Here is a 24104-nt window from a genome sequence, read left to right as displayed (position 1 = left end):
CTAATGCTGTTATTCATGATCTTACCTACTATGTTGTATGAGTTTCATGCCTCTTGGCTGACATGATGCTTGGATGAATGGCGCTCCAAGCTGACGCGGTTGACCTCCTTATCTATCGTTCACGTCCACCTCGTGTTTGAGTGGCGGGTGGGCGATATGGTATGGGTGCTGCCCCGAACTGTTCTGGCGTGGCCTGGGTGAAGCGTCCGGGTTGTGTGTCCTGGCTGAGGGGCAGTGTGGCTGTTTTGCTGGTTGATTGATCCTTCTGGATGCTCACTGCCGGCAGTGATGCTGCGACCGCTGTTAGGCTTGTCTGTTGGGTTTCTTTGAGGATTCTGGCCTGGTAAGCGTCATGCCGTGCTTCCATAGCTGCATGAATGGCTGTTACTGTTTTCCAGAGCTGGCGGTACAGGATGGCTTGCGCCATAGCGTTATTGTCGGCGGCGATGCTGGAGAACACCAGGGCGGCGCTCATCATGCAGTGGTGTGCTGCAGGGACGTACCGTGTTGGCCGCTGGTAGGTTTGTGCTGTGCGGGAGAGCTGTCTTGCCGCGTCAGCTAAGGGTCCGGGTTGTTGTTCCACGGCTCGTGACCATGAAGCGAACGCTCCGGATACTTCATGCGCCACGCTTGCCCATGCTTGCCGGTCGTCTAGGGGCACTGAGCGTAGCTTGTGGTTGAGCCTGCTGATTGCGTCGGATACTTCTTCAGGTTGTGGAACCTGTTCGTTGACCTGGGGGTGTGCCACCCGGCGTCCTTTGAAAGCGGCTTGCCATTCGTCTGTTGCCGCTTGACTGTCCGCAATGCTGTCTGGCCAATATTGGCGCAGCCGTGGCAGTCTCAGGTCACGGGCTAGGGTGCCTGCGCCATACCAGGTTGGTGACTCTCCGTATAGAGGTTTGTGGGCCACGCTGTATCCGGTCACTACACTGTCTGAGCCTTTGGCGAAGCGTGGCCGAACCAGGATTCCTTGACCGCGTAGACGCCTAATGAATTCAGCTTCAGTGGTGGCTTGCGCTGCGGCGGTGCGGATTGTTACGGCTAACCGGTAGCGGGGTTGATCGTGATCGAGTTGAGCTGCTATGAGTCGTTTACGTTCTTGAACCGGGAGGGTACCCCAGTCCACTTGGGGTGATTCCGCTTGCAGTTTCGCGCGGGCTCGTCGTCGTGCCTGGGCTTCTCGCTCGCCTTCTTTCCATCCTCGTGTGGCTGCTTTAGTGCGTTCGATGCCTAGTTCTTCGAGTCCGTGAAGGTGTTCAAGTTCTCGGCAAGCTTGCTGGGCACGTCGGTAGTCGTGGTGGATCCAGGCTTTGGTGCCGTCCGACCTGATTAGGTTGACGGCTAAATGGACATGGTCGTTGCCGGTGCCCGTGTGACCGCTCAACCCGTGCCTGATGGCCACCCACCGGCATTCTCCCTTGGTTCCTTGGGCATCGTCGAAGCCCATTTTCGTGATGAACTCGTGGGCTATCTGCTGCCATTCGTCGTCGCTGAGTACTCCGTCTTCTCGACTGATGGCAAGTGAGCAATGCCAGACATGGCCACCTTTCATAGTGGTGTCACTGGTTTTCCAGTCTGTATCCAGGCAGGCACCCAGGGCGCTGGTCTGTGCCTTATCCAAATCGATGTCACTGAAGCGGAATTGCACTTCGCTGGAACCGGCCACCACATGTTGGTCTCGATGTTCGTTGTGCCGTCCTGGCCCGGCTAAATAGGTGATGAGCCCTTTCATACGGTCGCCGCGTGTAATGTTGGGTATCATCGGTTCCGCTCCCAGATCTCACGCATCAGGTCATCGATGTCCGCAACTACGGATTTCATACTGCCGATCAGTGGGTTGAAATCGTGGTGGAGGATGATGCCTTTCGTGTTCGCAACCCTGGCCACCTGGTTCATGAGCACACCCACTTTAGCTACCTGTATTTCTAATCGGCTCAGTTGCTGTTTGAAATCCTGTATGTCCGCATGGGTTAACGCTTGGTCTGCCTGGCGCGGAGCGAGTAAGCATTCCCGGGCATACTTGGAGAGGAGGCCAGCGGTTGAAGTGGATTCCACGCTGTGGGATGAAGACCATTCATGGGCGCGAAGGAGGAGTTTCCGTTTTTCGTCATCGCTTAATCGCATGTGAAAATCATTGGTGCGCCCTTGGGATGATGTGTCAGGAGTACCTGTATTTTCAGCCATGATGACCTCCTTTCTTCTAGGCCAGCGCAGCGACCCCAAGCGAAGTTTGGGGACGAACCGTAGGTTCTATTATCGCACACTAGCGTGCGATGAAGCGTAATTGTGTACACAATTGCTATAGCTTGCTCCGTCGGAGACTCCGTTTCCTCCGGAATCTGGCTGCGCCAGATGACGTCGCGCCGTTGGCGCGATAACTGTTTCTAGGCTGACAACATACTGACTTCGACTAGAGTTGGTGGTTCCACCAACTAGTAGGTAAGGAGTAAGTAATGTCCACTAATGCGAGGAACCGGGTGCCGGGTGCGGCGGCTAGAATCCTGGAAGAGCGGAGGAAGTCTTTGACCGCGATGAAAAAGGATCTGGATGGGTTAGAGAATGCTGTTGCCGCGTTGAAGACGGCGCATGCACAGGCTTGCCGGTGTATGGAGTCGCTCAAATCGAATCATCATATGTCACAAAGTGACTTGTATCGTGATTTCAATATTCCTCAGGCGATGCAGACGTTCTTGAAAGCTAAAGTTGAGCCGGTAGATACTGCAGGTGTGGTGTCTGAGAGTGAGGGCCTGCAGGGTGAGGTGTCTTAAGGTGTGCCGGCTGGTGTATCCGTGAGGATACAGCGGCTTCGAGTGTCCCTCCCAGTAGGGGCGCGAGAAACGCACAGGGCGAGTGGTCGCAGGCGTTACTCACCACGTAACGCCTGCGACCGTCGTCTTTCGTATGTATGGTGCCGACTATTTGGTGTGGCTGTGAATGAGACGTCGGGTGGTGGCTTGCGCGTTGCCGGTGAGTTTGCGTTGCCATCTGTTGTTGCGGGGTGACCAGTGGTAGCCGGCATGTTTAAGTAGGTTTCTGGTCTCTGCTGTCGGTTTGTTGGTGAAGACGAAATAGAGGTATTGGGTTTCGCCATCTTGGGTGAGGGTGTAGTTGTCGCCGGTGTCAAGGCAGCCACTGCAGGTTTGTGTGCCTAGCGTCTGCGTTTGCTTGATGGTTTCAATACGTTTTCTGATACGTCGTATGTTCGCGTTGTTGTTAGTGAGGGTGCATGACGGGTAGGGCGCATCTTGCCCGGAGGCTCGTGCTGCTGCGTTGTCTTGTTTCATCTGTTCTTGTTTGGCTTCCAGCTTTCGTAGTTTGTCGGTAAGGAGTTCCAGTGCGTCGTTCCTGGTGGAGCTGATGGCGTGGCCGCACGAGCTGATAGCGGCTTCGATACGTTCTAACTGCTGGCGGTGGTTCTCCCATTGCGTTTGTCTGCTGGCAGCTCGTTTTTGCATTTGGGTGACTGGGTAGTTAGCCGGCCCGGTTATCATCGCACTAGGTATTCGGGCTGTCTGACGGTTCCAGTCGTTGATGCTGCTGGCCAGTATGGTGGTGTAGCGTGAGACAAGCTGGTCAAGTTCTGGCCAGAAGGTGGCTGGTATTTGTGTTTTACGCTGGTCTGCCAGGCTGGTGATACGCTGCACTTCTTCCGTGTAGGCCGCTGTTTCGCTGCCTTCCTGATAGGTGCTGAAGCTGAGGGCCTCGTTGGCTTGCCGTGCTGCTTGCTCATCGATAATCGTGGTCATGGTGTTTTCCCTTTCATTTTTTCTTTTTGCCCGGTGGGCAAGCGAATGCGTTAGCGGCCGAAGAGTTCCAGGAGTCAACCTAGCGTGCGGCGGCTTGTCCGACGCTCCTGGGTTGACGCCTGGAACGTGCCGCTATGATCCTGGCTGAAAGCCAACGGGTAAAAAGAAAAAGAAAGTGTGGCAGGCGTAGCCTGCTCCTTTTCCTGCCCTTCCGCCGCCTCTGTCAAGGTGGAAGGGGATGCTGCTCGCGGGAAGCGCGTGCAGAGAGCGGAGGCAGCCGTAGGCTGTCCTTAGTAGTGTCTTCCGCATGGAAGAGGCGGCTTCGAGTGCCCCTCCCGTGAGGGGCGCGAGAAACGCACAGGGCGAATGCCTGGCCCCGGCAGACTGCCGGGGCCAAGTGCTGTTAGCTGGTGTGCTCTAGTCTTTGTATTTCCTCCAGGGCGTGCGAAGCGATGGCGGCATCGTAGGCTTCGCGTATTGCTTGGTTGGCGAAGGGGATTTGCTTTGTAGCTATTATCTCGCGCATTACCTGTCCAGAAGGTTGCTGTTTCGCCTGGGCGATGGTAATGGTGGTGGTGATGGAATCGTCCTGCTGGTGGTCGTCGGTGATGTAAAAGTAGTAGTTCTTCATGAATGGTGCTTTCTTCCCGTGTGACGGTGTCCACGCTTGTGGAAGCGTGGACACCGTCTTAGTGGTTATTTGGTTTTGGGGTTGATGTTGAGGTGCAGGGCTGCCAAGAGCAACGCAGCTAGGGTGTTCTCTTTGTCAAGTTCTGCGGTCATGCTGGCATATTGTTTGGTCTGTTCGATATCGTGGCTAGCCCAGCTTAGGTAGGCGCGGGTGGCGCATAGTTGTGGTGTCATGCCGGTAATGCGGGTGAGCTGGTCAAGCAAGTGTATGGCCCGGTTGACGCGAGTCTGGTCTGTGTAATCCTTGATGTTGAAGAATTTGTCCAATGTGCCGGTGATGAGGCGGATTGCTTCTTGGCTGTGTGGGTGTTCGGTGCAGGTGGTCAGGTCGTCCTCAGTGGCTTGAGGGTTGAGAGAGGCGATAAGAAAAGCGTCACGGTATTGTAGGGAAGTTTCTATGAGGGCGGCTACGTTGGTGAGCTGGTCATCGGTCAGGTTGACGGCCTGGAGGGTGCCGGTGAGGATGCTCATAATGGTTTCGAGTGTTTGCCTGCTTGTCTTTGCGGCAAGGTCGTGGTGAGTGGACAGCTTGCGCGCAGTGGCCTGGAAGGTGTTGTCAACAGCGATTAGGGATGGGATGTTGGTGTTCATGGGTGTTCCTTTCCTTTGGGCCGGTACCGGTTTGTGCCGACGCCTGGAATGGAGGCCCAGGTTGAGCGGAGAGTCAAACCTTCGCGTGGATCGGAACACTCCCTGGAGGGTGAAGGGGTATGCTGTTCTACCCCTCCACCCGGAAGGGTGTGGGCCGAGACGCTCGGGGTTTGACTCGTAGCGATCCTGGGCCAGAATGGAAGGGGGCGGCACAAACCCCCACGTTCACACCCCTCCAGCAGCACGCCACAGGCGTGCGACAGCGGCAACCAGCCATCGGCAACAGCCGATGACTGTAAAGCTTGACAATAGCGACAGTAGATGCTTGCCTATAATTATCAACGTAGGTGCATTAGCTAACTGATGGGCAAAGGCCGTGGAATCATGCATCTCATGGTCATTTTAAAAGGACTTATTAAGTATGAATCAGGCAACGCAGAGAAATAATGAAAGAGACACCGAATGTCTCCTGCTTCAGAATGTTAGATTTGAAAAAAGGATGGAGCACCTTCAAGATCTTCAGAGAGAGCTATTCCTGGAACAGCAAAACCGCAAAAAGGAGGAGTTTGTTTCTCCTGCTGTTAGATTGGGCAACTTCTGGTATTTCTCACGGAACTTTGTAGGAAAGCCTTATGATGTACAGTACCGTTGTTGGTAAATAGGAATATCGCCCCATGACAGCGTTTATTTCAGTACTCGTTGTCGTGGGGCTTTATAATCGCATGAGGTCTGGCGATACTCTGATCTCAGTACCATGAAGGTTAATATTATGCGTGATGGTGTGGTAGTAGCTGAACAGCTAAGTAAGAATTTCGTCTCGGGTGACGGGACTCCCACTGTGGTGTTCAATGATCTTTCTTTTGTTGCTGCTGGTGGTGCCATGACCGCAATTACAGGGCCCTCTGGATGTGGTAAGAGCACCTTGCTATATTGCCTTTCTGGTCTTGAACAGCCATCTCAAGGAAATGTGTGGGTGCTGGGTGAGGAACTAACTAAGAAGAACCAGCGTAACTTGGCTTTGTTTCGCAGATCGCATATCGGGTTTGTGTTTCAGTCCTACAATCTTGTCCCGTCCATGACCGTTCGTGACAATATCCTGCTCCCCTTGACTCTCAGCCATCGCAAGGTCGATCAAGGAAGCATCGATGCCCTCATGGATAAGTTCCACTTGAGCGGGCACGACAATGACGCAGCTAGTTCGCTCTCAGGTGGTGAGCAGCAGCGGGTATCCTTGATTCGCACCTTGGTCGCGGATCCCGATGTTGTGTTCGCCGATGAGCCGACAGGTGCTCTTGACCAGAAGTCCGGACAGTTGGTTTTCTCGCAGTTGCGGGACTTCTCCCATCGACCCGGTAAATGCGTGGTCGTGGTCACACACGATCTCCGCCTGGCCCGGCAATGCGACGTCGTATACACCATGAGTGATGGCGGATTTGTCGCATCAGGGAATGTGGAAGAGCAAGCGTAGTTATTGCCCTGATTCTGTATGGCGATGCGGCGTGAAAGGTGTAAGTCATGAAGTGGGCGTTGAATGATCTGAAAGCCAATAGAGGAATCTGGGCCGGTGTGTTTCTTGTGCTTGTGGTCACGCAGACGATTCTGTGCGCCATGAGTGTATGCAAGGGAATCAATGATCTCAAACATGATTCCCCGGGGGAAGTGGGTGTGGTATCTCACCATCTCAGCACTAACGTGGACTCGGTCTACCAGATAGCAATGGTCCTGGGTTGCCTGGTCATTATGGTGACGATTCAGGCTTCCATAAGGCAGCGGCGGAAGGGACTTGCATTGTTGTCCCTGCTTGGTGCCACACCTAGGCAGGTGCTGACCCTCACCATGGTGCAGGTGTTCGTGCTGACTCTGATCTCCTCCATCGTTGGTATGGCGCTGGCGCCAATTCTTGCCCCACGGATTCTAAAGTTCCAGTTGGAGGCCGTGCTGTTACCGCCGCTTATCACTTTTACTTGGCAGGGTTTCTTAGACTTTGCTTTGAGGGGGCTTGCAGTCGGTTTCATTGTGGCTTTGTTGGGTGCTCTCTTTACTCTGCGTGCTTTGAGGAAAGTGCTTCCGGTTGAGCTGCTGAGAGGTTCAGGAACTGAGGAAGTCCACGTCACGAGAGCTGGGCGCGGTCTGAGGAGATTCCTTATTATCGGTGGTTTCATCGCCCTGCTGGCACCGGCTGTCGCTGCCGTCATCCTGGTGTTGAACGACCCCAAAACTCTGAGTAAGACCCAATTGGGCATCATCATGCAACCCATGTCATTAGGCCCGATCATCGCGATACTGCTGTTTCTGGTCGCTCTGGCCTATTCTGGAGGACCCATCATCCAATGGGCCACCAAAACATGGACGAATCTGGTTCCTGTGCAATCCGATGTCTGGAAGATCGCACGGGCACAAGCCATTGTGAGAAGTCGCGGGAAGGCATTCGGCTCCACCATCATCTCACTGACTGCTTGCCTGTTCCTGCTCGGTGGATTGTTAATCACAGGTCAAACCAGTACTGCTGCCATAAGTGGCTTTCCCCAGTTGAAAGACATGGGATCAGCCACACCGATAGAGCTTATGTCCAGCCTGTGGTCGGCCTTGCTCATTGCTGTAATCGGTGCGGTCGCCAGTTTCGCCATCTCTGCCAAGGAACGCAACCTTGATCTGGCCCTTATCTCCATCGCGGGCGCTGTGCCCGGACAGCTACTTGCCATATCGGCCTTGGATGGTTTCATCCTCGTGACCACCGGTATCCTTATCTCTGCGGGGGCCACCTTGCTCGTCGGAGTTTTCACCGCTGTGACATTCCTCCCTCTTTCCAAGAATCTCTTTGTAGTGGTCTTCCCCTGGAAGTTCTTCATTATCCTTGCTGTGCCCATTATCGCCGCGGGAACACTTTCCACATTTTTCTCTGCACGTTCTAGTTTGAAGCGATCGGCAATTGAAACCGTCCAAACAGCCATAGGCGAATAGCGGAAATCATGTCAACTATGCAAACTCAGCAACGTCAAAAAACCACAATTTTTAATGTATTCAGACTATTGAAACCGCACACAGCTATCACTGTTGTTGTGATGTCTGTGGGTATAGTGTCTTCAGGTCTGGCGTTACTACAACCTCTGTGTGTCAATTATCTTCTACACGCCATAGAACAGAGTCAGAAGTTGGTGAGACCAATTGCAGTCTTGGCGCTTTTGTTTGTAGCAGGCATCGTCCTGGATGGTTTGGGATCCAATATGGCAAACCGCCTTGCGGCGAAAATAGTTTTCGATAAACGTAGCAATCTCATTACCTGTATCCTCGGCCTGCCGGTACAAGAGTATGATAAGAGGGAGTCGGGTGACTATGTCTCAACTGTCATCTCAGATACTAATGAGTTACGCTCAGCCCTGTCATCAGACTTCTTTAAAGTGGCCGCGAATCTGTTAACAGCTTGCGGATCAGCTGTCGCTATGCTGTTCATTGATACCAGACTCTTTGCCGTGGCACTTATAACTTCGTGCACATCCATTCTGTTGATGATTGCTGCTTCTTCTCGTCTGCAGGCCTATACCGAACTGGTACAAGCTAAGACAGCAAGACTGTCTAATGCCATACTGCGATCATTAGCTGGAATTCGCACAATTAAGGCCTTTATGGCAACAGTGCCTGAAACGAAAAGAGTAGTCGGTACCGCAGAAGAAGTGTATCGGGCAACAGTAAAAGTGGCCAACAAGGAAACAATCATTCGGTCCATTGTGAACTGCGCCATACAGCTGACCTTACTAATCGTTTTTTCCTTTGGCGGCGCGGAAATAGCGAAAGGGGATCTTGATATTTCTAATTTCATCTCCTTTTCAATGTATTTGACTATGGTTGTTTCTTCGCTAAGCTCCTTTTCCTCATCTATAACCACGGCTTTCAAAGCTTTAGGACCACTCAGGAGAATAGAAGACATTGAATCTTTGCGCGATAAAAGCGAAACCGTAAGTTCGAGCAATATGCTTTCCCCAGATGGGCATTCCTCGTTTGATACAGCCAACATTACGCTGGAGTTCAAAGATGTATGCTTTTCTTACAATACAGCGGACAAAGATGATGAACGAAATACCACTCTGCAGAACATTAGTTTTAGCGCAGTCCCACACCAAAGAACCGTCATCGTGGGCTCGTCGGGTTCAGGTAAAACTACGCTGCTTTCCCTATTGGAGGCTTTTTATAGGCCGGATTCGGGGCATATCCTATACAACAATGTTGACTCAACTGATTTAAATGCCAACGATATCAGGAAAGTAGTTAGCTATATTGAACAAGATGCTCCTATATTCTCCGGTAGTATTCGAGATAATCTAACGATGGGAACCATCGAAGCAAGCGATGAGACATGTTGGAATGCGCTCAAGCTCGTCAATCTTGATACAAAAGTTAGGAATCTCGAACAAGAGTTAAATACGCAGGTCGGTGAACAAGGCCACTTCCTGAGCGGCGGAGAACGTCAGAGACTTTCCATCGCCAGGATTTTGCTGCACAGAAAACCTGTCATTCTCTTAGACGAGCCTACGTCAAGCCTCGACTCAATCAACCAACAGAAGATAAATGCTCTACTACGCGAGATATTCTCCGAACAAACCGTCATTGAAGTAGTTCACAGAATGTCAACAATTGAGCCAGGTGATCAAATACTGGTCATGGAAAAGGGCAAAATCGTCGCATGCGGCACGCATGACGAACTTAAGATTTCCAGCCCAGCTTATAGGGAACTACTACAGATGCCGACCATTAGCCAGCAAACCACAGACAATTAAATGTGATGACTTTGTGAATTCTTGTATTTAAATGTAGATACACTAATCTCATAACGGTATATTTAATGATGTTAGAAGCCGCCACTGCCTCCATCATATTTATATGATGTGCACACTAGGGCGGCATTTTCTTTACCTAAAGGGGATGTAACTGAGATGACCACCGCTCGTATTCCGTACCCGTCGCATCCTTATCAGAGCTCGGCCAGTCTGGCCGCTATGCTGATACAGAACGGTCTCTCCGGCATCAGTCAACACGACCTCGCTCAGAAAATTGACTTGGCTGGATATTATCGGCTTAAGGGATATTGGTACCCGTTCCTCACCAAAGACCAAACTAATATCGGCAAGAGGAAACTGCCGTTTCAACCAGGAACCGCTTGGAATACCATCGAGGAACGTTATACCTTTGATCAGGAGCTCAGGAACATTGTCTTTGATGGTATCGTCACCATCGAAGTGTTCCTCAAAAGCAATATATCTTCAGAGCTGGCTAAGGCCAACGGACCACTGGGGTACATACAAGCCACAGACCTACCCAATCTATCGCTAAAAGAATACCAAAAAGCGCTCAACTGTTTCTTACGTGACTTCGAAAGATCATCACTCCCACATCTGGAACATTTCAAAAGAACATATTCCGATGCATTACCACCGGTATGGATGCTCGTGGATAGCATGACTTACGGCGAATTCAAAATATCCTTATACAAGGGAGCAGATTCCAGCATTAAAGAGCATCTCGCTGCAAAGTTGGGAATCGTCACCGGCAAGGTCAGCCACGGTAATGAACGACTTCTGGGAGATTGGATGGAGACCTTACGTGTGGCTCGCAACATGGCCGCCCACCACGAGCGCTTATGGAACTCCAAGAGCAAGAAACTCCAGCCAGCCATACCTAGATCCAACCCCAATAACCCTGTCTGGTGGGGCAATGATTGGGACCCCTTCCGCACAACCAAGGGTCCGGCGGCTTTCCTGACTATGGAATACTACTTGCTGAAGCAATTAGGTGTCGCTCAGTGGCGAACGAACTTTGTCAACCTCATGAACCGTTACCCGAACATTCCGCTCAATCAGATGGGATTCCCTGCGAACTGGCAGTCATTGCCAATCTGGCAGTAAGCAATCCTAGACAGGGTTGGGTCTAGAAGCGATTCTGGGCCAGGAAGATCCCCGAGCAGCAGCAATCTATACTCCTCCTCCATCTCATCCTTGGTAAGAACTGCACCAGAATAAAGATGATCGATGAAATCGCATTGCCGGCAGAATTCACCATAATCGAAATTGATGCCGCCACTGCAGCTATTGCTTTCACCATCCATTATTCAACTGTAGCCTAGACTATAGCGCAAACGCTATTGAAACCGACGGGGCCACTACCAATCGAATATCTATCGTAGAAGTACTTCCCTGACTGTCTTCATTCCGCCGGCATTTAGAACCTCTTCCTAGAGGCAAACGGGTCACGCAGTTACCCGTGCGGCAGCCGCCGGAGGCATTACTGGTCGAGCTGAGTCAGCTCGGCGGGGTGTGGGGTTGCCGGCCCCACAACAACTCATGCATCACAGCCAATAAATCCATGTTTCACTCGCTGCACCCATAAAACAGGTGCCCATTAATTTTCCGTCTGTGCGACGCCACCTGCCTCGATTGCTCTATAAATAGTTCCCCTGGAGACACTGAACCTATCAGCTATCTGCCGAACGGTAACAGTCCTGGATTCATAGAGCTGCCGGATCATAACCTCATCGTCATGGGTAAGCTTACTCGGCCGGCCACCGACCCTGCCACGTTCACGGGCGGCCCGCAGGCCGGCATTGGTTCTCTCTCGAATCAAGTCACGCTCAAACTGCGCCATAGATGCGTAAACGTTGAACACCAGAGTACCTCCGGGAGTGGTGGTGTCCATTTGCTCGGTCAAACTTTTGAATCCGACGCCCATCTTGTGTAGCCGGTTTATGAGCTCAATCAAGTTCTGTACGCTACGTCCAAGACGGTCAAGTTTCCAGACCACTAGCACATCGCCCTCACGCAGGAGCTCGAACATCTTGTCAAGCTGCGGCCTGCTGGCCTTCGCACCCGAGGCGTGATCCACGTACCACCTATCGCATCCCGCAGCTTTTAGAGCATCCACCTGCAGATCTTCATTCTGCTCAAGCGTGCTGACCCTGGCATACCCAATGAGCATGACGGACCTTTCCATTTGTACTAAAACCCATCTTTACCAATCATTAACTATACATTGATTTTTAGACGGGTTTTTGTACACAAAACTCAATGAGATAGGTCCCTGGGACTTCATCTTGACGCCTGTACCATAAACGACCGTTTAATAGACGCTGCTTTCGGCGTTGTTATCGGTAAATAGGGAATGTGAATTCTGCCCTTATAGTTATCTGACACAGAAGACTTGACGGATGATATTGAACTATTCTGGTTTCTTCATTTCGGATCTGCGACGATTTCTTAGTCGTTTCTCTGTTACATAGAAAAAGCAGAATCCTAAAATGAATCCTCCGGAAATGAGTGTTGCAGTGAGTGACGATGGAACATGTACTGCGGGGATAAAAGCATTCAGGAGATATGCCACTACTCCAGGGGTGAAGCATAACAGCATCCACTTGGAAGCTCTACCAAAGCTTCCTCTAGATATTGTATCTTCCTCGTCATCGCCCTCATTCTTAAGATTCACCACTCCTAATGAAGCGAGGATAAGAAACACATAGCTAGAGATTATGACCACTGTTAGAAACATTGTCGGTCCTCCTTGCGCACACCATTTCGCCGACAGGGACTAGGGGCGAATCCTCAAACCAGAATAGCCTCTGCATAACATCAGTGGGCCCTCCACCTAAAGAACAGACAGATAGTGGGAGTTGGAGGGCTGTGAGATATGCCGTTTGCATCCATGCTCCCACATGCTTGTAGATCAGTGCTGGGGCTACGGATTCATACTTTGCAGCTACTTTTGCCGCATCTGCCAGCACAATAATCAAACACTGCAACTCTTCTGGAGGAATACCTGGCATATTGGAATATAGCTTAATTAGCTTACTTAATGCTTTCTCGCCAACACGATGCTTGTAAGTAGTGTTGCTCAAAGGTTGGTATTCAAAACAGTTTTTCCCTAGTTCATCACCGTTTAACGTGACACGATTAGTTATTACGAGGAATCTTAGTTCTCCCAGGGAACCCCCTGAAGGATATGGGAAACGATACAGTGGCTCGTTTCTCACGCCAGTCCCTGAGGGGTTACCCTGAGCAGATAATGAGAGAAGCGTCAGAATATCTTCTAGCGCTGCCGGCGGAGTGGAATGATCCCGGGAGCTTCTTCTGTTATGCATGGCGTCACTCAAAGAGATTTCGTGGATTCGGCTTAGCGGCAGTTTTAGCGTATTTTCACACGGCACCACAGGGTTGAGGGATTCTTGCAAGAGTTCTGGATGTTCTTCTGCCAAATAGTATGTTCCGCCATAGCCGTTTTTGTGTGACCCGAATCTCGCATATTTGAGGCTTAGCTCATCTTCGAACGGCAGTATCGCATGGGAAACTGTGTCTTTGTCCTCTATGAAGTTTAAACGCCATAAAAGATTTGAAAAATACTTAGGTGCTTCCTTCAAACTTAACACCCAAGGAAGGATGTCGCTTTGCAAGTAGAGTGTTGTTGGAGAAGTTAAGCTCTCGAGACTGTACTGCTGAGCTGTAACTTGTCGCATATACACGCTCGGGGAGAGAATAGGCGTGGTTGTTGATTCACCCTTGTCTAGAATCATATCCGCTGCAGGTTGATGGACACCACGTATGGTTATCATTTCGGTTCCACCGACTTCGATAACACCTTGTGTTAGGCCTTGGCCTGCATCATGGATTATTTCTCGATACTTCTCTGCATACGCGCCAGGTGAATCTGTCGTCTCATCATCAAATGAGAACGTTCTGCCGTCGGGATATTGCTCGTAGATTTTTGAAATATCAGAAGAACATGCCAATTGGATTCATCTCCTCTTCTGTATGTGCAGTTGTAAGCCAGCCAAGTTGTACCGGCACGTCATATAGGCGACCAGGTGCCAGCCGCCGCCACCAAGACCGCAATCCAGGCGCTACACATCGCACAACAGGGATACCGATATCTGGCCGAGTCGCATCTAACAGGAAGACTGTGGTACCCACGGATTCAATCGCGGCTATTAATTGCTTGACATCATATTCTCGTTGGGCTCTGTATTGAGAAGGATCTATTTGCCCTTGTGGGAGTAAAAAGTCATTGGCCTCTAGGGTTTGGAATGTATACCAATCTATTGCCTCACTTCCTGTCAAGCGATCGGGAAGATTATCTCCTATGACTTCTTCTGGAAGTGATGCTTGAAATTGGATAACCTCTGTAACCGCACGGGTTGCAGCACGGCTGACATCTGCATGGGAACCGAACCCTAGTAGTATTTTGTTAGTGCCTTAACCACAGCACTATCTAACGCCTTATTGTGGCTGGTGAACCATTTGGCGCTGTCTTCAAGCCGTGCAGATTGCTCTTTAAGTGCATTGACACTACCGGCTTCACATGCAGGTATGGCTGGAGGCTTTAACAAGATTTGTTCTGCCAACTTTGTCACGGTTTGAGGATCTGTAACCTGCCCTGTTGGCACTTGCTCAGCACTAAGCAGTTTTTCACCGTGCAGCTTTTTACTATATGCTTTTTTTACGCGTTCTGCCCGTGCGTATGCCTCGTTACACCGGCGTAAGGCAGTCGATTTTCTATAGGCGACCCATAGTGAACCTACACTGACAAATACGCCAAGTATAAGAAGCAGTGCAAAGGCTTTAGCAGTTTTCGCCTTTATACTGCCCTGTTTCTCAATATTTTGTATATTCTGCCTGTCCGTATGCATGGTTCTACTTCCTTAAAAACAGAAATACATAAATACATGTTTACTTATTTATTTATATATGTATTTACGTATTTACGCTTTCATACATTGTAACAGCAACCTACCCACCGTCCCTCCCAGATGAACGGTTAGTTGGACAGGATGCCAAACTCCTTTAACAACTCTTTGTTAGAAAGGATGTGGGCGATACTGGTTGCTATAGCTCGGTCAAACTCTTCAGCAGCATAGACTCCCCCACGCTCACGTTGCCATACTTTTCGTATCTCACTTATGGAGGGGTCTTTTTCTATATCTTCCTGCACCCTGCTTATCAGGTCATCACTGACGCCGATAATTCTATTTCCTTGGATTTCCACCAGGAACGTTTTCACTTCGGTCTCCGCATTTTGCGATAGTCTACTCTTGATCAGGTCAAGAAGGACCGATTCAACATAGGATAGCTCTGCCATGATATTACCTTTCATCTGATATTGTGTTTGTTGTCTACCTCCTTGTACCTGCTTTTAAATAATCCCAGTTGAGGATTTCATAATTGAGACTTGTCTCGTGGCTTATTATTGCTAACCTTAGGATTGGTACTTCGCGAGACTGTTTTTTCTGGTTCCCAATGTGCCGCCAGCGATTACGAAGTCGCCGGATTTGAAAGTTTCGGTGCGTATATATTCTTTGATTTGGCCTCTCCCCTGGAGCTCCAGGTATTCGGTGTTGTCTTTTTCGTGGTCTATGGCTAAAGAAAGATAGACGGTTTCGTTGCCGTCGGGGTATGTTCGAAAATATGGGTCTTTGGTGAGATTTCCTGCTTTCCAGGTCATCTTGTCGCAATAGAATGCCATGTGTATTCCTTACCTACTATATGGTGTACGATGCTCGGCTTGAATGATTGGTGGATCTTAGACCGAGTATCTTGTGTCATGCTTAACTGTAGCAAGCACGATGGCTATTTATAGCACTCTTCAATGGCATTAATGATCAGAGCTGTCATAGATTTACCGGTATCAATTCTTTTCGTCGCGAGTATTTTATAGATTTCTTCTGGAACGATGAGGTTCATCCGTCTTACAGTGGGTTTTGATTTTCTTGTTTTGTCTGAAAGAGTATCTGCTAGTTTTATTTCAGCTTTATGTTTAAGGTCAATGGGCATGGTTCCTCACTTTGCTTCACGACTACATATATAAGTATATAAGTACATACTTATATATGCATATACATAATTCCTGTCTCTATTCGCTGAAAGCGTCTAATATTTCTTGTACGACCTCGTCATACCGTGTTCCATGGGGAAGGTCGGAGGTGCCTGTAGCATTTTTGATTGCCTCTCTTGATGGGATGTAGGCTTTCATCTGGCTGAGGCCGGCTTTAGTTAGTTCCTCTTGTAGCTGCTGCCAGGATCTTGATCTGGCTATAACATGTGTTGCTAAGATGGTAAGAGGTTTTCCGACTGCTTTTGCCGTATCGATAGTTCTCTGTAAGTCGAGCCTTCCGGGCTGGGTCGTGATAATCACTAGGTCTGCCGCATCTATTGCTGCTTGTATTATTTCTGCTTGCAGAGGTGGGGTATCAATGATGACCCAAGTGTCTGGGTCATCGGGGTCTTCTCCGACCTCAGCAATGTTTGCTGATCTGACAGGAAATGGCAGCGGGGTGCCGCTTTCTTTCGCCAGGATCTTCCATTTTGTAGCTCCACCAGAAGGATCAGTATCTCTGACTTCCACTTTTTTCCCACGTTTAACGAGTTCTTGTGAGATAAGCATGGTCGAGGTTGTTTTCCCTACCCCGCCCTTTGTGTTGGCGATAGTAATGAAGTGAGCCATTTCTATTTCTTTCCGTGTTGTAGTAGGTAAGGCTAGTATATAGGAAAAACATAAATATGTAAATACATAAATACACATTTGCGTAAATGAGCGTATACTCATTCATAACTGCACAGGTGTAATTGGAACTTCTCACCTTTCAGTCAGCGTAGGATAATTTGTAGCTAATATAGGTAACTATGTATAGGTAAGAAACTATAGGTAACTATAGGCAGTAGCTGAAACCTCAATGAGGAGTAAGGCAAAATCCTTACACCGGTGTAGTTTAAGTACGTTCGTGGTGTAGTTTAAGTACGTGGATAACTCCGTCATAGTGTAGTTTAAGTACGTTGCTCTGGTGTAGTTTAAGTACGTGGATAACTTATGATTAAGCTCAGTAGTTGACTTGGTTGATGCTCGTTGTTTATTGGGTATTGGACGGCTTACGTTTTGGTGTAACGCTTTGCCTGGAGCGTTTCAAAACGATGCCTTCTTTGTCGATAATCTCATAGTGAAGCCCAGGCCATATAGCCGCTACTTTTTCCAGGGCTGATTTAAAGGATCTGGTGAACTCTTTACGCTCATGGAAGGACCCGCCAAACTGTGCTTCCAGCTGTTTCCATGTGATTACGGAGGTTTGCATTCTGCTTGAGTGGTTGAGCCCGTATATCCGTAGAGAGAGCCACATGTAAATGTCAATCAACTGTCCATGACCACGGTAGGCTTGCACAAGCACTTCAAGTACTTCGTCATCCAGGGGAACGCTTTTCTTCATCTTGTCCCAGGTCTCATCGGTCAATGTGATGTAGCCGTTAATATGGCCCTCATCTCCAGGACTATAAGTCCAGCCGATTTTCGTTTTCGTCGCCATCGTTATGGTCTGGGTCTCATACATTTCTTCTGTATCGGTACTTAAATCGTCGGTGATGTTGATATGCAAAGAACTAATGGCCTGCAGTTGCTCGCGGAAGAGCCTGTAATCAGTGCCGCGAGGGTCACGCGAGATGTGAAGATCACGCATAAGTTGTCTGAGACTCTGGGGGAGGGGAATAGTGTGATTATTGGAGTCTTGGGCTCTGGTGACCTGCGTGGATATCCAAATCAGCATCAGACGGGCATACTTGCCCGAGGGCCATAAGGTGACGAGCTCTCCCTTAGCCATGTGCTGGAGTGGTGTGAGTTGGAAGGTGCGCCGCCCATTGTACCTGATCCACGGTTCTGATGATTGCGGGGTTCGATAGGGGAGCGAGAATTGGCAAAAATCGGGCATAATATATACCCGTTTTTGGCCTTTCAACTGCTGCCACTGGGTTTGGTGGATACTTGGCATGTGGTATACTTTTCTCTTGGATGTATTTTTAGTTATAAGTCCCGCCCGTGTTCCAGCATTGGCGGGATTTTTTTACCTACAGTAGTGACTATACAGCATGGGCTCGGCTGTCCTCGAATCGGCTATTTTCCGGTATTCCTTCAATCTTTAATGCTGGCTGCTGATCGGCTGTTACCGTGTTTTCTGTTGGTGAAATGGACTTCACCAACATCTTTTGTGCCCAAGAGACATCGCTGGTTGGTGCGTCTGGATCCTTGCTGGCTCTGTCAAGGATTTTCATCCAGGCGAGTCCAGGATTCTGACCAAAATACTCGCATAGTTTAGTGAGATCTCCGAGAGATAAGGGTGAATATGAATGCTGGAACTGAGCCAAGGCCCTATGATACGAGCAGCCGAGTATGCGGGCGTAGACTCTGATTGTGGTGCGAGGAGACGTCTGTTGCATCCAGGAGGCCACTTCATCTATTGCCGCTTTATCGATTGTTGTCCAATTTGCAGTGTTTGTCATGTTATCGATTCTCGTAGGTTTGGTGGTGTGTGATGATGGCTTTTTTCGGTGCTGTGAAGCATCGACCGCCAGCAGTGAAAGTGCCAGTAAACTGATATTTAATTCCATAAATGTCCAGTATACTATAACTTTGGTAAGTGATTCGTGATACGATTCAGAAAGACCTGAAGTCGGTGTGAACACAAAACAGTGGTTTCTTGTCTGGTTGTAACCGGAAGTTGAGGAGGTGGGAAACTACCTCTTCGAGGAAGGAATAGGCAGCGTGGAATAAAAAGTGCCTTCCGGGACAAAAATCCCGGAAGGCAAATGCGACGACAAAGTGTCAACTGTGGAGATCCACCAAGAACCCAAAGATGACATTACTAGTAGGTAAGTTGTTATCGCATAACAACAATTTAGCAGATACTCTTACTGATTACTCCGTCGGCGTTCTCCCGCGTTTCACGCTGCCATCCTTCTTTGCCTTAATTATGAAGGAGTAGAAAGCAGATGAAGCACAGTAAGAGGCTAATTCCTGCCGTGGCGGTATTGGCTGCTATGGCTGCTTTAGCGTCACCGACCGTCGCTATGGCAGGAATAGGATCAGGCGGTGGTGGTGTCGGTGGTGGTGGGGGAGGGGCGCTGCCGGGCAGCGATCTCCTCTACCTTTTCGATGACAATAATTATGTGACAGCACCTACGCAGGGGTGGAATGATGATTCCATCGAATATGCGTATAAGCGCATACTTGGTAGTGGTGGCTTGACCGACACCACACACAATAGGACTGTGGTGTACAACGCCTGCCGAGAAGCGGTGACGAATGCTATAGCCGATAAATCTGACGGTGACGCTAATCAGGCACGTGTCATCGGCGTGGCTGCAACGGTAACTGGCGGCAGCTTCTATGGCACTAATCCCGGTGATTTTAAATCACGATTCGACAAAAATTGGGATTATCTCGCCCAAGACGGTATGGGTAATGACCTGGCCGGGTGGGATGCCGCTTGGGTTGACCGTGGCAAAAACAAGTTCTACCAGCAAATTGCCGCTACTGGTCAGGCATATCCAACTGGTGTGCAGATTGTCTGTGTGGCTGCTAACAACAAGCAACCACCACGCGATTACCAGCTAACAGTAACCACTAATCAGCAGAGTGGAGGTATGGCGGTCGGTGACACCAAACCTGTACATGATTTGATTCATGTCTCAGCCAATGGTAGTCCGATACGAGAGAACCTTAATGCTGATGTGATTTTGCATTACGATGGTCATCCTGACGGGTATGCTCCAGCCAAAGAATCTCGAAAACCGGTAACTGTCGCCAATGAGGGGGACACCCAGTCTCCCGATTTCTCCCCCGCTGATTTGGGCATGCCCTATTGGCTGGAAGGCACGTATTGGTTCGATGTGCAAATAGGCAAGCAGCAGCATATGACAAATCCGGTGGATACCGCTGACCGCGATGCCGCAGAGGTATTTAGAATATCGGCAGTGCCACCTGCTGCACCGGTGAAAACCATTGATAAGGGAACCTCGGCTGACAGTATGGTCAATCACACTCACATAGAATCCGGTACCGGTAGGGGTGGGTATGAGATGACCTTCACCGATGCCCTTACCCCCAATGGCGTGCCATACGCTGTGTCAGGTATGAAAGTCACCGACATGACGGACCATAAGGATATCAGCGCCATGTTTGATATCTCCTGGAACAAGCAGGCAAATACGGTTACCGCCGCATATAAGCACTCATCATATGGGATGCTGCCCCTGGATCATGTGTGGGCTTTTGATTTGGATGTCACAGTCAGCAAACCGGATTTTTCGAAAATAGAAGATCAGGCGAAAGTCGATTGGAACCACGAGCCAAGCCAACATACTGAACGCCATGAATTTCCTACTTGGAGACCTGCTCCTGATAAGTCCTGGATTATCCGTAATCCTGCTACTGGTCAGTGGGAAGCTGTGATTGACCCTGACCATACGAATGCCACTGGCGCGGATAATCATAAATTCCTTGATGGAGACGAAGTGGCGAGTGTGGTCAATGGTACGGTGGCTGCCCATCTGATTCAGGCTCCACGGCAATTACCGTTAAAGGATGACTGGGCAAAGGCTGCTTATCTATTTAAAGGGCCCACGGATGTTTCCAAGATACGAGTCTATGAAGCTGACGCCTCATCGGATAGAAAGAGTTCTGTCAGTAACATCGTGAATACCGGCAAGGACGTTACCTCACAGTTTGATGTCACCATGAGCGGCACAAGTGTGGTTGCTTCAGCTAAACCTGACTATCTTAAAAGCCTGCGAGGTTTAGACAAGCCTAAGCAACTCACATTGTTAGTGCCAGGTGTCGTGGATTTTGCTCATGGCAAGGGTGCCGGACAGGTGCGTAAAGACATGGGCAAGGCCGAGGGGGATGAATTGGTGTTTTGCCAAAATCCCAATGGTTCCGATTTGACTAACGCCGGGTCTGAAACCGTGAACGAACAGCAGATAAACACGAATCAACCCCGTATCTGCGGGTATATACCGCCAGTGCACAAGGATGTCGTGTCGGAAGCCAGCCAGGGCGGAGACCAGGACAGTGTGGACGGGAAGATAGTATTCCCCGGTCAGCGCGTGGAATACCGGCTCATGACCGAGCCCAAGCTGCCCGGAGACTTGGCCTATCAAGTTACTCGTGTTGCGGTGACTGACACTTACTCACCTTATCTGAAGGTTGACAAGCAGACCCTGGAAGTCACTGATCTTGTGACCGGCAAGTTTATTCCGAAAAGCCAATATGCTTCGAAATGGTCAGATGAGAGCCATAGTGTCCAGTTGATATTTTCCGACGCGTACGTTGCGGCCAACTGGCGTAAAGGTCAAAACCCACGAATTATCGTACGGTTTGAAGGAACGGTGGCCGACGATGCTCCCAAGGATACGAAGGTTGACAATCGTTGGGGTTTGACACTCAACAACAGCTTGACCCCATCGAATCTTGTGTACAATATTCCCCCCGATTTGAAACCCGGCAAACAGGTCACACAGCAGCAAGCATCAATAAACATTGATGGCAAGACAGCACTCCTGGGTGACCGCTTGTACTACCGGATCACTCTCGATGCCACCAAGCTCACGAACCCGGCTTACAAGGTTCAACGCTTGGGCATGGTGGATGCCTACGACCATGAGTACCTTCAACTGGATGAGCAGAATATCCAAGTTTTGGATACGGGAACTGGCCAGGATGTTACCAAAAAGCTCAATATCCAAGTCAAGGACGGTGTCGCCTATGCCTTCTTTAAAACTGTCGATACACCAGTGCCGGCCACTGGTGAGACCTTAAAGGGTGATCCGCAGCCAACAGACTTGCAGGAATATAGCTCTAGGAAGTTGGATCCGTTAAAAGATCCGTCCATAGACCAGACTGTGCTTAAGCATGCTTACCAGGTGGTGCTGCCGGTAACTGTAATTAAAGTTACTGACGGCCACATTGTGAAGAATGCGGCCACTCAAATTACCAATGATCGCAAGGATGTCACTAATGTGGTGAGTAACCCGTTGAAGCCGATTAATCCTTCTAAGGATGTGGTGGTTCAAGTCGGCGGCGAATCCATGAATAAACACCAGGTGTATCTCAACCATCAGTTCTTATACCAGGTAGATAGCAGTGTTTTGCCTCCTGATCGTGCCTATCCTGTTGTCACTGACTGGTCGATTAGTGACTCGTATCCGGTGGATTATGATAAGCCAACCGGTCAGTGGGCAGTATATGCTACCCGTGACCTGTTGGATGCTTCAGGCAAAGTTGTGGCCAGTAAGGGTATGAGGATTGCCGGTAGTGGCTTTAATCCAAAGACGGTGGGCGGTGAGATGTTCACCTACAAGGATGAAGGTGGTACTTTTGTCATAAAAGCCACCAAACGTTATCTGGACTTGGTATCGGCCAATAACAAGGCTGAGCAAGCATGGCGCGGATATGTGCAGATGACCCGGATTAAAGTCGGTGAACATATCACCAACCGTTTCACTGAGACTCTGAACGGGGTGCCTCGCCCATCTAATCCGGTTGAAACTGACACCCCTGACCAAACACCGAGCGCGCAAATCATCAAATATGATGTGAAGTCTGGAGTGAACGATGGTGATCGTAATACCCCTGAGCAAGCCCTTCATGATGCTGTTGATGGCACCGAAATCGGGTTCCATATCATTAATACTGGCAAGGTCTCCTGGGAAGGTGCTCTTGCTGATCTGGGTGATCAGACCATAGCGGGAAGCGGTGTGGTCGAGGACATCCACTTTACGGGCGAATGGGAAGGCAAAGATAAGATTTTGCTGAAGCCTGGCCAAGAAGCAGAAGCCAGGGGAACCCTTCGCGGAGTGAAGAATGGTGACCATCATACTAATCGGGCGCATATCACGGTAAAACCAATTGTGGAATGCCCGGTTGAGGATGACGACCCGTGGGATGACATACCAGGAGTTCAGCGCCCTGGGCCATGTTTCGAGACACCGGTGGTTTCAAATGAAGACGACTGGAACGGTATTCGCGACCCTGACTTAGCTACCACTGGAGTGGCGGTTGCTTCAATCCTGCTGATGGCATTGGGCCTCGGGGTTGTGGCAGCGTCTCTTCTGCTGGCTTACAGGAAGGCCAATGCTCATCGTGAGGAGACTGCAGAATATGCGCAAAAGATTTTTGCTCAATCGTTAAGGAAAGCAGGTGACGATCACACGGTGACTGAGCATGAGGTTACTGAACGACAGTCTGTCGATGAATAAGGATATTGCAGCCTAAATTCGCAAGGCTGTTGGTGGGTGGTGCTGTACAAGCACCACCCACCTTTTCTTTCGCAGTGGTTTAACGGTCTATAGTCCCTCTACTTTTACATATTTATGTATTTACATAAATATGTAAAAGTAGCATCACAGTCGTTGTTGCTTGTCTTGTCATAGATGATTGGGGAATTGCTCTCCTTTTAACTCAGAAGAAGGTACCTTCCAATCGGGTGGTGGTGTGTTGGGTGGTGTGTTTGGTTTTCTGGGTGTGGGCGGTGACGTTGGTGCCGGCGCAGACGCTTCCAGGGCCTCCTGCTCCGCCTTAACCCGCATGCTCTCATTCACCCCACCCATAGCGTCCACCAGAGCCTGGGAGGCGTCCTGCAGCTCCTTGAGACCACTGCCAGCATCGTCCCTAACCCGCACACCAGCATCAATCGCAGCCGTCAGATCTGTCCGCACCCGACCATCAGCCACCCGGCCATCACTCGATGCCAACAGCGCCGATGCCTCACCAACCCGACCCGCCAGAACCCCACGAGCCTCACCCACCAACCACACCTCACGCGAACCCAACACCGAAACCACAGCACTACGTGTGGTGGCGATGAGGGACTTGTTGTGTGCTTCGAGTGTTTGGTTGGCGGTGGTCGTGATAAGTAGTTCTGCGGTGGGCATGGTGTCTTTGCAGGGAATGGGAACTTGAACTTCTTGTTCGAGTAAACCTTGTAGTTTCTCTATCGTCTTTGGGTCTCGTACCTGCTGTGGCACTGCTTGCTTAGCTTTCAGGGTCTGTTCCGTTTGCCGTACTTGTTGGAGTGCTTTGGTTTGTTTTGCTGCTGATTCTTGGGAGGTCAGGCATTGTGCTAATGCTTGGTAATGCTGGCTCCTTTGTGTGACGTGCCTGAAGGCACCTGCTGCGGCTGTGACCAGGAAGAAAACTATAGCAACCGCGACTAAGCCGACAAGGGTTTTACCGTAAACGGTTTTGACTGGTTGGCGCTGTGACTCTTTTTTAACCCCTGCAGGTGTGAGG

23 protein-coding genes are annotated in these 24104 nt (G+C 49.9%); 7 read left to right on the top strand and 16 right to left on the bottom strand.

The genetic code is table 11. From position 1 onward, the window contains the following. Positions 1 to 112 precede the first annotated feature (112 nt). A complete protein-coding gene (locus tag CRD59_RS06645; RefSeq protein WP_161522308.1) occupies positions 113 to 1732 on the bottom strand; it encodes a relaxase/mobilization nuclease domain-containing protein in 1620 nt (539 codons plus the stop codon). A 26-nt stretch (positions 1733 to 1758) separates the two neighbouring features. Beyond that, on the bottom strand, positions 1759 to 2184 hold the full coding sequence (locus tag CRD59_RS06640) for a hypothetical protein (RefSeq protein WP_127920957.1): 426 nt from the start codon (positions 2182 to 2184) through the stop codon (positions 1759 to 1761). Positions 2185 to 2453: 269 nt separating this feature from the next. Here CRD59_RS06640 and CRD59_RS06635 point away from each other — a divergent pair, with 269 nt between their 5' ends. Beyond that, on the top strand, positions 2454 to 2768 hold the full coding sequence (locus CRD59_RS06635; protein ID WP_113853907.1) for a hypothetical protein: 315 nt from the start codon (positions 2454 to 2456) through the stop codon (positions 2766 to 2768). A 147-nt stretch (positions 2769 to 2915) separates the two neighbouring features. Here CRD59_RS06635 and CRD59_RS06630 read toward each other — a convergent pair whose 3' ends face one another. The 3 genes from CRD59_RS06630 to CRD59_RS06620 all read right to left on the bottom strand — a co-directional run bounded on the left by CRD59_RS06630 (position 2916) and on the right by CRD59_RS06620 (position 5027). Continuing rightward, complete coding sequence (locus tag CRD59_RS06630) at positions 2916 to 3746, bottom strand: hypothetical protein (RefSeq protein ID WP_113853906.1); 831 nt, start codon at positions 3744 to 3746, stop codon at positions 2916 to 2918. 403 nt (positions 3747 to 4149) lie between these two features. Next, the gene (locus tag CRD59_RS06625) at positions 4150 to 4377 is read right to left on the bottom strand and encodes a hypothetical protein (protein WP_113853905.1); all 228 of its coding nucleotides are present in this window, start codon (positions 4375 to 4377) and stop codon (positions 4150 to 4152) included. A gap of 65 nt (positions 4378 to 4442) precedes the next feature. After that, positions 4443 to 5027, bottom strand: coding sequence for a hypothetical protein (locus CRD59_RS06620; protein ID WP_113853904.1), 585 nt, complete (start codon positions 5025 to 5027; stop codon positions 4443 to 4445). Between the two features lie 421 nt (positions 5028 to 5448). Here CRD59_RS06620 and CRD59_RS08385 point away from each other — a divergent pair, with 421 nt between their 5' ends. From CRD59_RS08385 to CRD59_RS06595, 5 genes are all read left to right on the top strand, one after another. Then, on the top strand, positions 5449 to 5685 hold the full coding sequence (locus CRD59_RS08385; protein WP_113853903.1) for a hypothetical protein: 237 nt from the start codon (positions 5449 to 5451) through the stop codon (positions 5683 to 5685). 96 nt (positions 5686 to 5781) lie between these two features. Beyond that, a complete protein-coding gene (locus tag CRD59_RS06610) occupies positions 5782 to 6495 on the top strand; it encodes an ABC transporter ATP-binding protein (RefSeq protein WP_101433110.1) in 714 nt (237 codons plus the stop codon). A gap of 47 nt (positions 6496 to 6542) precedes the next feature. Continuing rightward, the gene (locus tag CRD59_RS06605) at positions 6543 to 7988 is read left to right on the top strand and encodes an FtsX-like permease family protein (protein WP_045924218.1); all 1446 of its coding nucleotides are present in this window, start codon (positions 6543 to 6545) and stop codon (positions 7986 to 7988) included. Between the two features lie 17 nt (positions 7989 to 8005). Then, positions 8006 to 9799 (top strand): ABC transporter ATP-binding protein, encoded by a 1794-nt coding sequence (locus CRD59_RS06600; RefSeq protein ID WP_161522307.1) that lies wholly within the window; start codon positions 8006 to 8008, stop codon positions 9797 to 9799. Between the two features lie 156 nt (positions 9800 to 9955). Beyond that, positions 9956 to 10924: an Abi family protein gene (locus CRD59_RS06595; protein ID WP_113853902.1), complete on the top strand. Its 969-nt coding sequence runs from the start codon at positions 9956 to 9958 to the stop codon at positions 10922 to 10924. Positions 10925 to 11417: 493 nt separating this feature from the next. Here CRD59_RS06595 and CRD59_RS06590 read toward each other — a convergent pair whose 3' ends face one another. The 10 genes from CRD59_RS06590 to CRD59_RS07835 all read right to left on the bottom strand — a co-directional run bounded on the left by CRD59_RS06590 (position 11418) and on the right by CRD59_RS07835 (position 18424). Beyond that, positions 11418 to 11990, bottom strand: coding sequence for a recombinase family protein (locus CRD59_RS06590; protein WP_113853901.1), 573 nt, complete (start codon positions 11988 to 11990; stop codon positions 11418 to 11420). Positions 11991 to 12528: 538 nt separating this feature from the next. Continuing rightward, positions 12529 to 13791 carry a nitroreductase family protein gene (locus tag CRD59_RS06585; RefSeq protein ID WP_127920956.1) on the bottom strand — a complete coding sequence of 421 codons (1263 nt, stop codon included), beginning with the start codon at positions 13789 to 13791 and terminating at the stop codon, positions 12529 to 12531. After that, the gene (locus CRD59_RS08380) at positions 13775 to 14242 is read right to left on the bottom strand and encodes a YcaO-like family protein (RefSeq protein ID WP_113853899.1); all 468 of its coding nucleotides are present in this window, start codon (positions 14240 to 14242) and stop codon (positions 13775 to 13777) included. The genes CRD59_RS06585 and CRD59_RS08380 overlap by 17 nt, the downstream gene beginning before the upstream one ends. Beyond that, entirely contained in the window at positions 14233 to 14688 is a 456-nt protein-coding gene (locus CRD59_RS07845) for a hypothetical protein (protein ID WP_127920955.1), read from the bottom strand. The genes CRD59_RS08380 and CRD59_RS07845 overlap by 10 nt, the downstream gene beginning before the upstream one ends. Before the next feature lie 128 nt (positions 14689 to 14816). Further along, the gene (locus CRD59_RS06575; protein WP_145961769.1) at positions 14817 to 15137 is read right to left on the bottom strand and encodes a hypothetical protein; all 321 of its coding nucleotides are present in this window, start codon (positions 15135 to 15137) and stop codon (positions 14817 to 14819) included. 117 nt (positions 15138 to 15254) lie between these two features. Beyond that, entirely contained in the window at positions 15255 to 15521 is a 267-nt protein-coding gene (locus tag CRD59_RS06570) for a single-stranded DNA-binding protein (RefSeq protein ID WP_113853897.1), read from the bottom strand. A 104-nt stretch (positions 15522 to 15625) separates the two neighbouring features. Continuing rightward, positions 15626 to 15829 (bottom strand): hypothetical protein, encoded by a 204-nt coding sequence (locus CRD59_RS07840; RefSeq protein WP_127920954.1) that lies wholly within the window; start codon positions 15827 to 15829, stop codon positions 15626 to 15628. A gap of 79 nt (positions 15830 to 15908) precedes the next feature. Beyond that, positions 15909 to 16499, bottom strand: a complete 591-nt coding sequence (locus CRD59_RS06565; protein WP_161522306.1) for a ParA family protein — start codon at positions 16497 to 16499, stop codon at positions 15909 to 15911. A 403-nt stretch (positions 16500 to 16902) separates the two neighbouring features. Then, positions 16903 to 17640, bottom strand: a complete 738-nt coding sequence (locus CRD59_RS06560) for a replication protein RepA (protein ID WP_161522305.1) — start codon at positions 17638 to 17640, stop codon at positions 16903 to 16905. Between the two features lie 256 nt (positions 17641 to 17896). Then, positions 17897 to 18424 (bottom strand): hypothetical protein, encoded by a 528-nt coding sequence (locus CRD59_RS07835; RefSeq protein ID WP_127920953.1) that lies wholly within the window; start codon positions 18422 to 18424, stop codon positions 17897 to 17899. A gap of 381 nt (positions 18425 to 18805) precedes the next feature. Here CRD59_RS07835 and CRD59_RS06555 point away from each other — a divergent pair, with 381 nt between their 5' ends. Next, a complete protein-coding gene (locus tag CRD59_RS06555; protein ID WP_113853894.1) occupies positions 18806 to 23071 on the top strand; it encodes an LPXTG cell wall anchor domain-containing protein in 4266 nt (1421 codons plus the stop codon). A gap of 168 nt (positions 23072 to 23239) precedes the next feature. Here CRD59_RS06555 and CRD59_RS07990 read toward each other — a convergent pair. Next, positions 23240 to 24104 (bottom strand): hypothetical protein (locus CRD59_RS07990; RefSeq protein ID WP_161522304.1); only part of this gene is annotated, 865 nt, incomplete at its 5' end.

This window comes from Bifidobacterium xylocopae, from assembly GCF_003315615.1.
Classification (GTDB): Bacteria; Actinomycetota; Actinomycetes; order Actinomycetales; family Bifidobacteriaceae; genus Bombiscardovia; species Bombiscardovia xylocopae.
This window is presented reverse-complemented; position numbering and strand designations above follow the sequence as displayed.

Bases quoted from the DNA above. Each gene is read 5' to 3' on its own strand.
- CRD59_RS07840 (WP_127920954.1), bottom strand. From the start codon at position 15,829: ATGCCCATTGACCTTAAACATAAAGCTGAAATAAAACTAGCAGATACT.
- CRD59_RS06590 (WP_113853901.1), bottom strand. From the start codon at position 11,990: ATGCTCATTGGGTATGCCAGGGTCAGCACGCTTGAGCAGAATGAAGAT.
- CRD59_RS06565 (WP_161522306.1), bottom strand. From the start codon at position 16,499: ATGGCTCACTTCATTACTATCGCCAACACAAAGGGCGGGGTAGGGAAA.
- CRD59_RS07835 (WP_127920953.1), bottom strand. From the start codon at position 18,424: ATGGAATTAAATATCAGTTTACTGGCACTTTCACTGCTGGCGGTCGAT.
- CRD59_RS06595 (WP_113853902.1), top strand. From the start codon at position 9,956: ATGACCACCGCTCGTATTCCGTACCCGTCGCATCCTTATCAGAGCTCG.
- CRD59_RS06635 (WP_113853907.1), top strand. From the start codon at position 2,454: ATGTCCACTAATGCGAGGAACCGGGTGCCGGGTGCGGCGGCTAGAATC.
- CRD59_RS06575 (WP_145961769.1), bottom strand. From the start codon at position 15,137: ATGGCAGAGCTATCCTATGTTGAATCGGTCCTTCTTGACCTGATCAAG.
- CRD59_RS06560 (WP_161522305.1), bottom strand. From the start codon at position 17,640: ATGGCTAAGGGAGAGCTCGTCACCTTATGGCCCTCGGGCAAGTATGCC.
- CRD59_RS06610 (WP_101433110.1), top strand. From the start codon at position 5,782: ATGAAGGTTAATATTATGCGTGATGGTGTGGTAGTAGCTGAACAGCTA.
- CRD59_RS06625 (WP_113853905.1), bottom strand. From the start codon at position 4,377: ATGAAGAACTACTACTTTTACATCACCGACGACCACCAGCAGGACGAT.
- CRD59_RS06640 (WP_127920957.1), bottom strand. From the start codon at position 2,184: ATGGCTGAAAATACAGGTACTCCTGACACATCATCCCAAGGGCGCACC.
- CRD59_RS06600 (WP_161522307.1), top strand. From the start codon at position 8,006: ATGCAAACTCAGCAACGTCAAAAAACCACAATTTTTAATGTATTCAGA.
- CRD59_RS06620 (WP_113853904.1), bottom strand. From the start codon at position 5,027: ATGAACACCAACATCCCATCCCTAATCGCTGTTGACAACACCTTCCAG.
- CRD59_RS06630 (WP_113853906.1), bottom strand. From the start codon at position 3,746: ATGACCACGATTATCGATGAGCAAGCAGCACGGCAAGCCAACGAGGCC.
- CRD59_RS06570 (WP_113853897.1), bottom strand. From the start codon at position 15,521: ATGGCATTCTATTGCGACAAGATGACCTGGAAAGCAGGAAATCTCACC.
- CRD59_RS07845 (WP_127920955.1), bottom strand. From the start codon at position 14,688: ATGCATACGGACAGGCAGAATATACAAAATATTGAGAAACAGGGCAGT.
- CRD59_RS08385 (WP_113853903.1), top strand. From the start codon at position 5,449: ATGAATCAGGCAACGCAGAGAAATAATGAAAGAGACACCGAATGTCTC.
- CRD59_RS06645 (WP_161522308.1), bottom strand. From the start codon at position 1,732: ATGAAAGGGCTCATCACCTATTTAGCCGGGCCAGGACGGCACAACGAA.
- CRD59_RS06605 (WP_045924218.1), top strand. From the start codon at position 6,543: ATGAAGTGGGCGTTGAATGATCTGAAAGCCAATAGAGGAATCTGGGCC.
- CRD59_RS06555 (WP_113853894.1), top strand. From the start codon at position 18,806: ATGAAGCACAGTAAGAGGCTAATTCCTGCCGTGGCGGTATTGGCTGCT.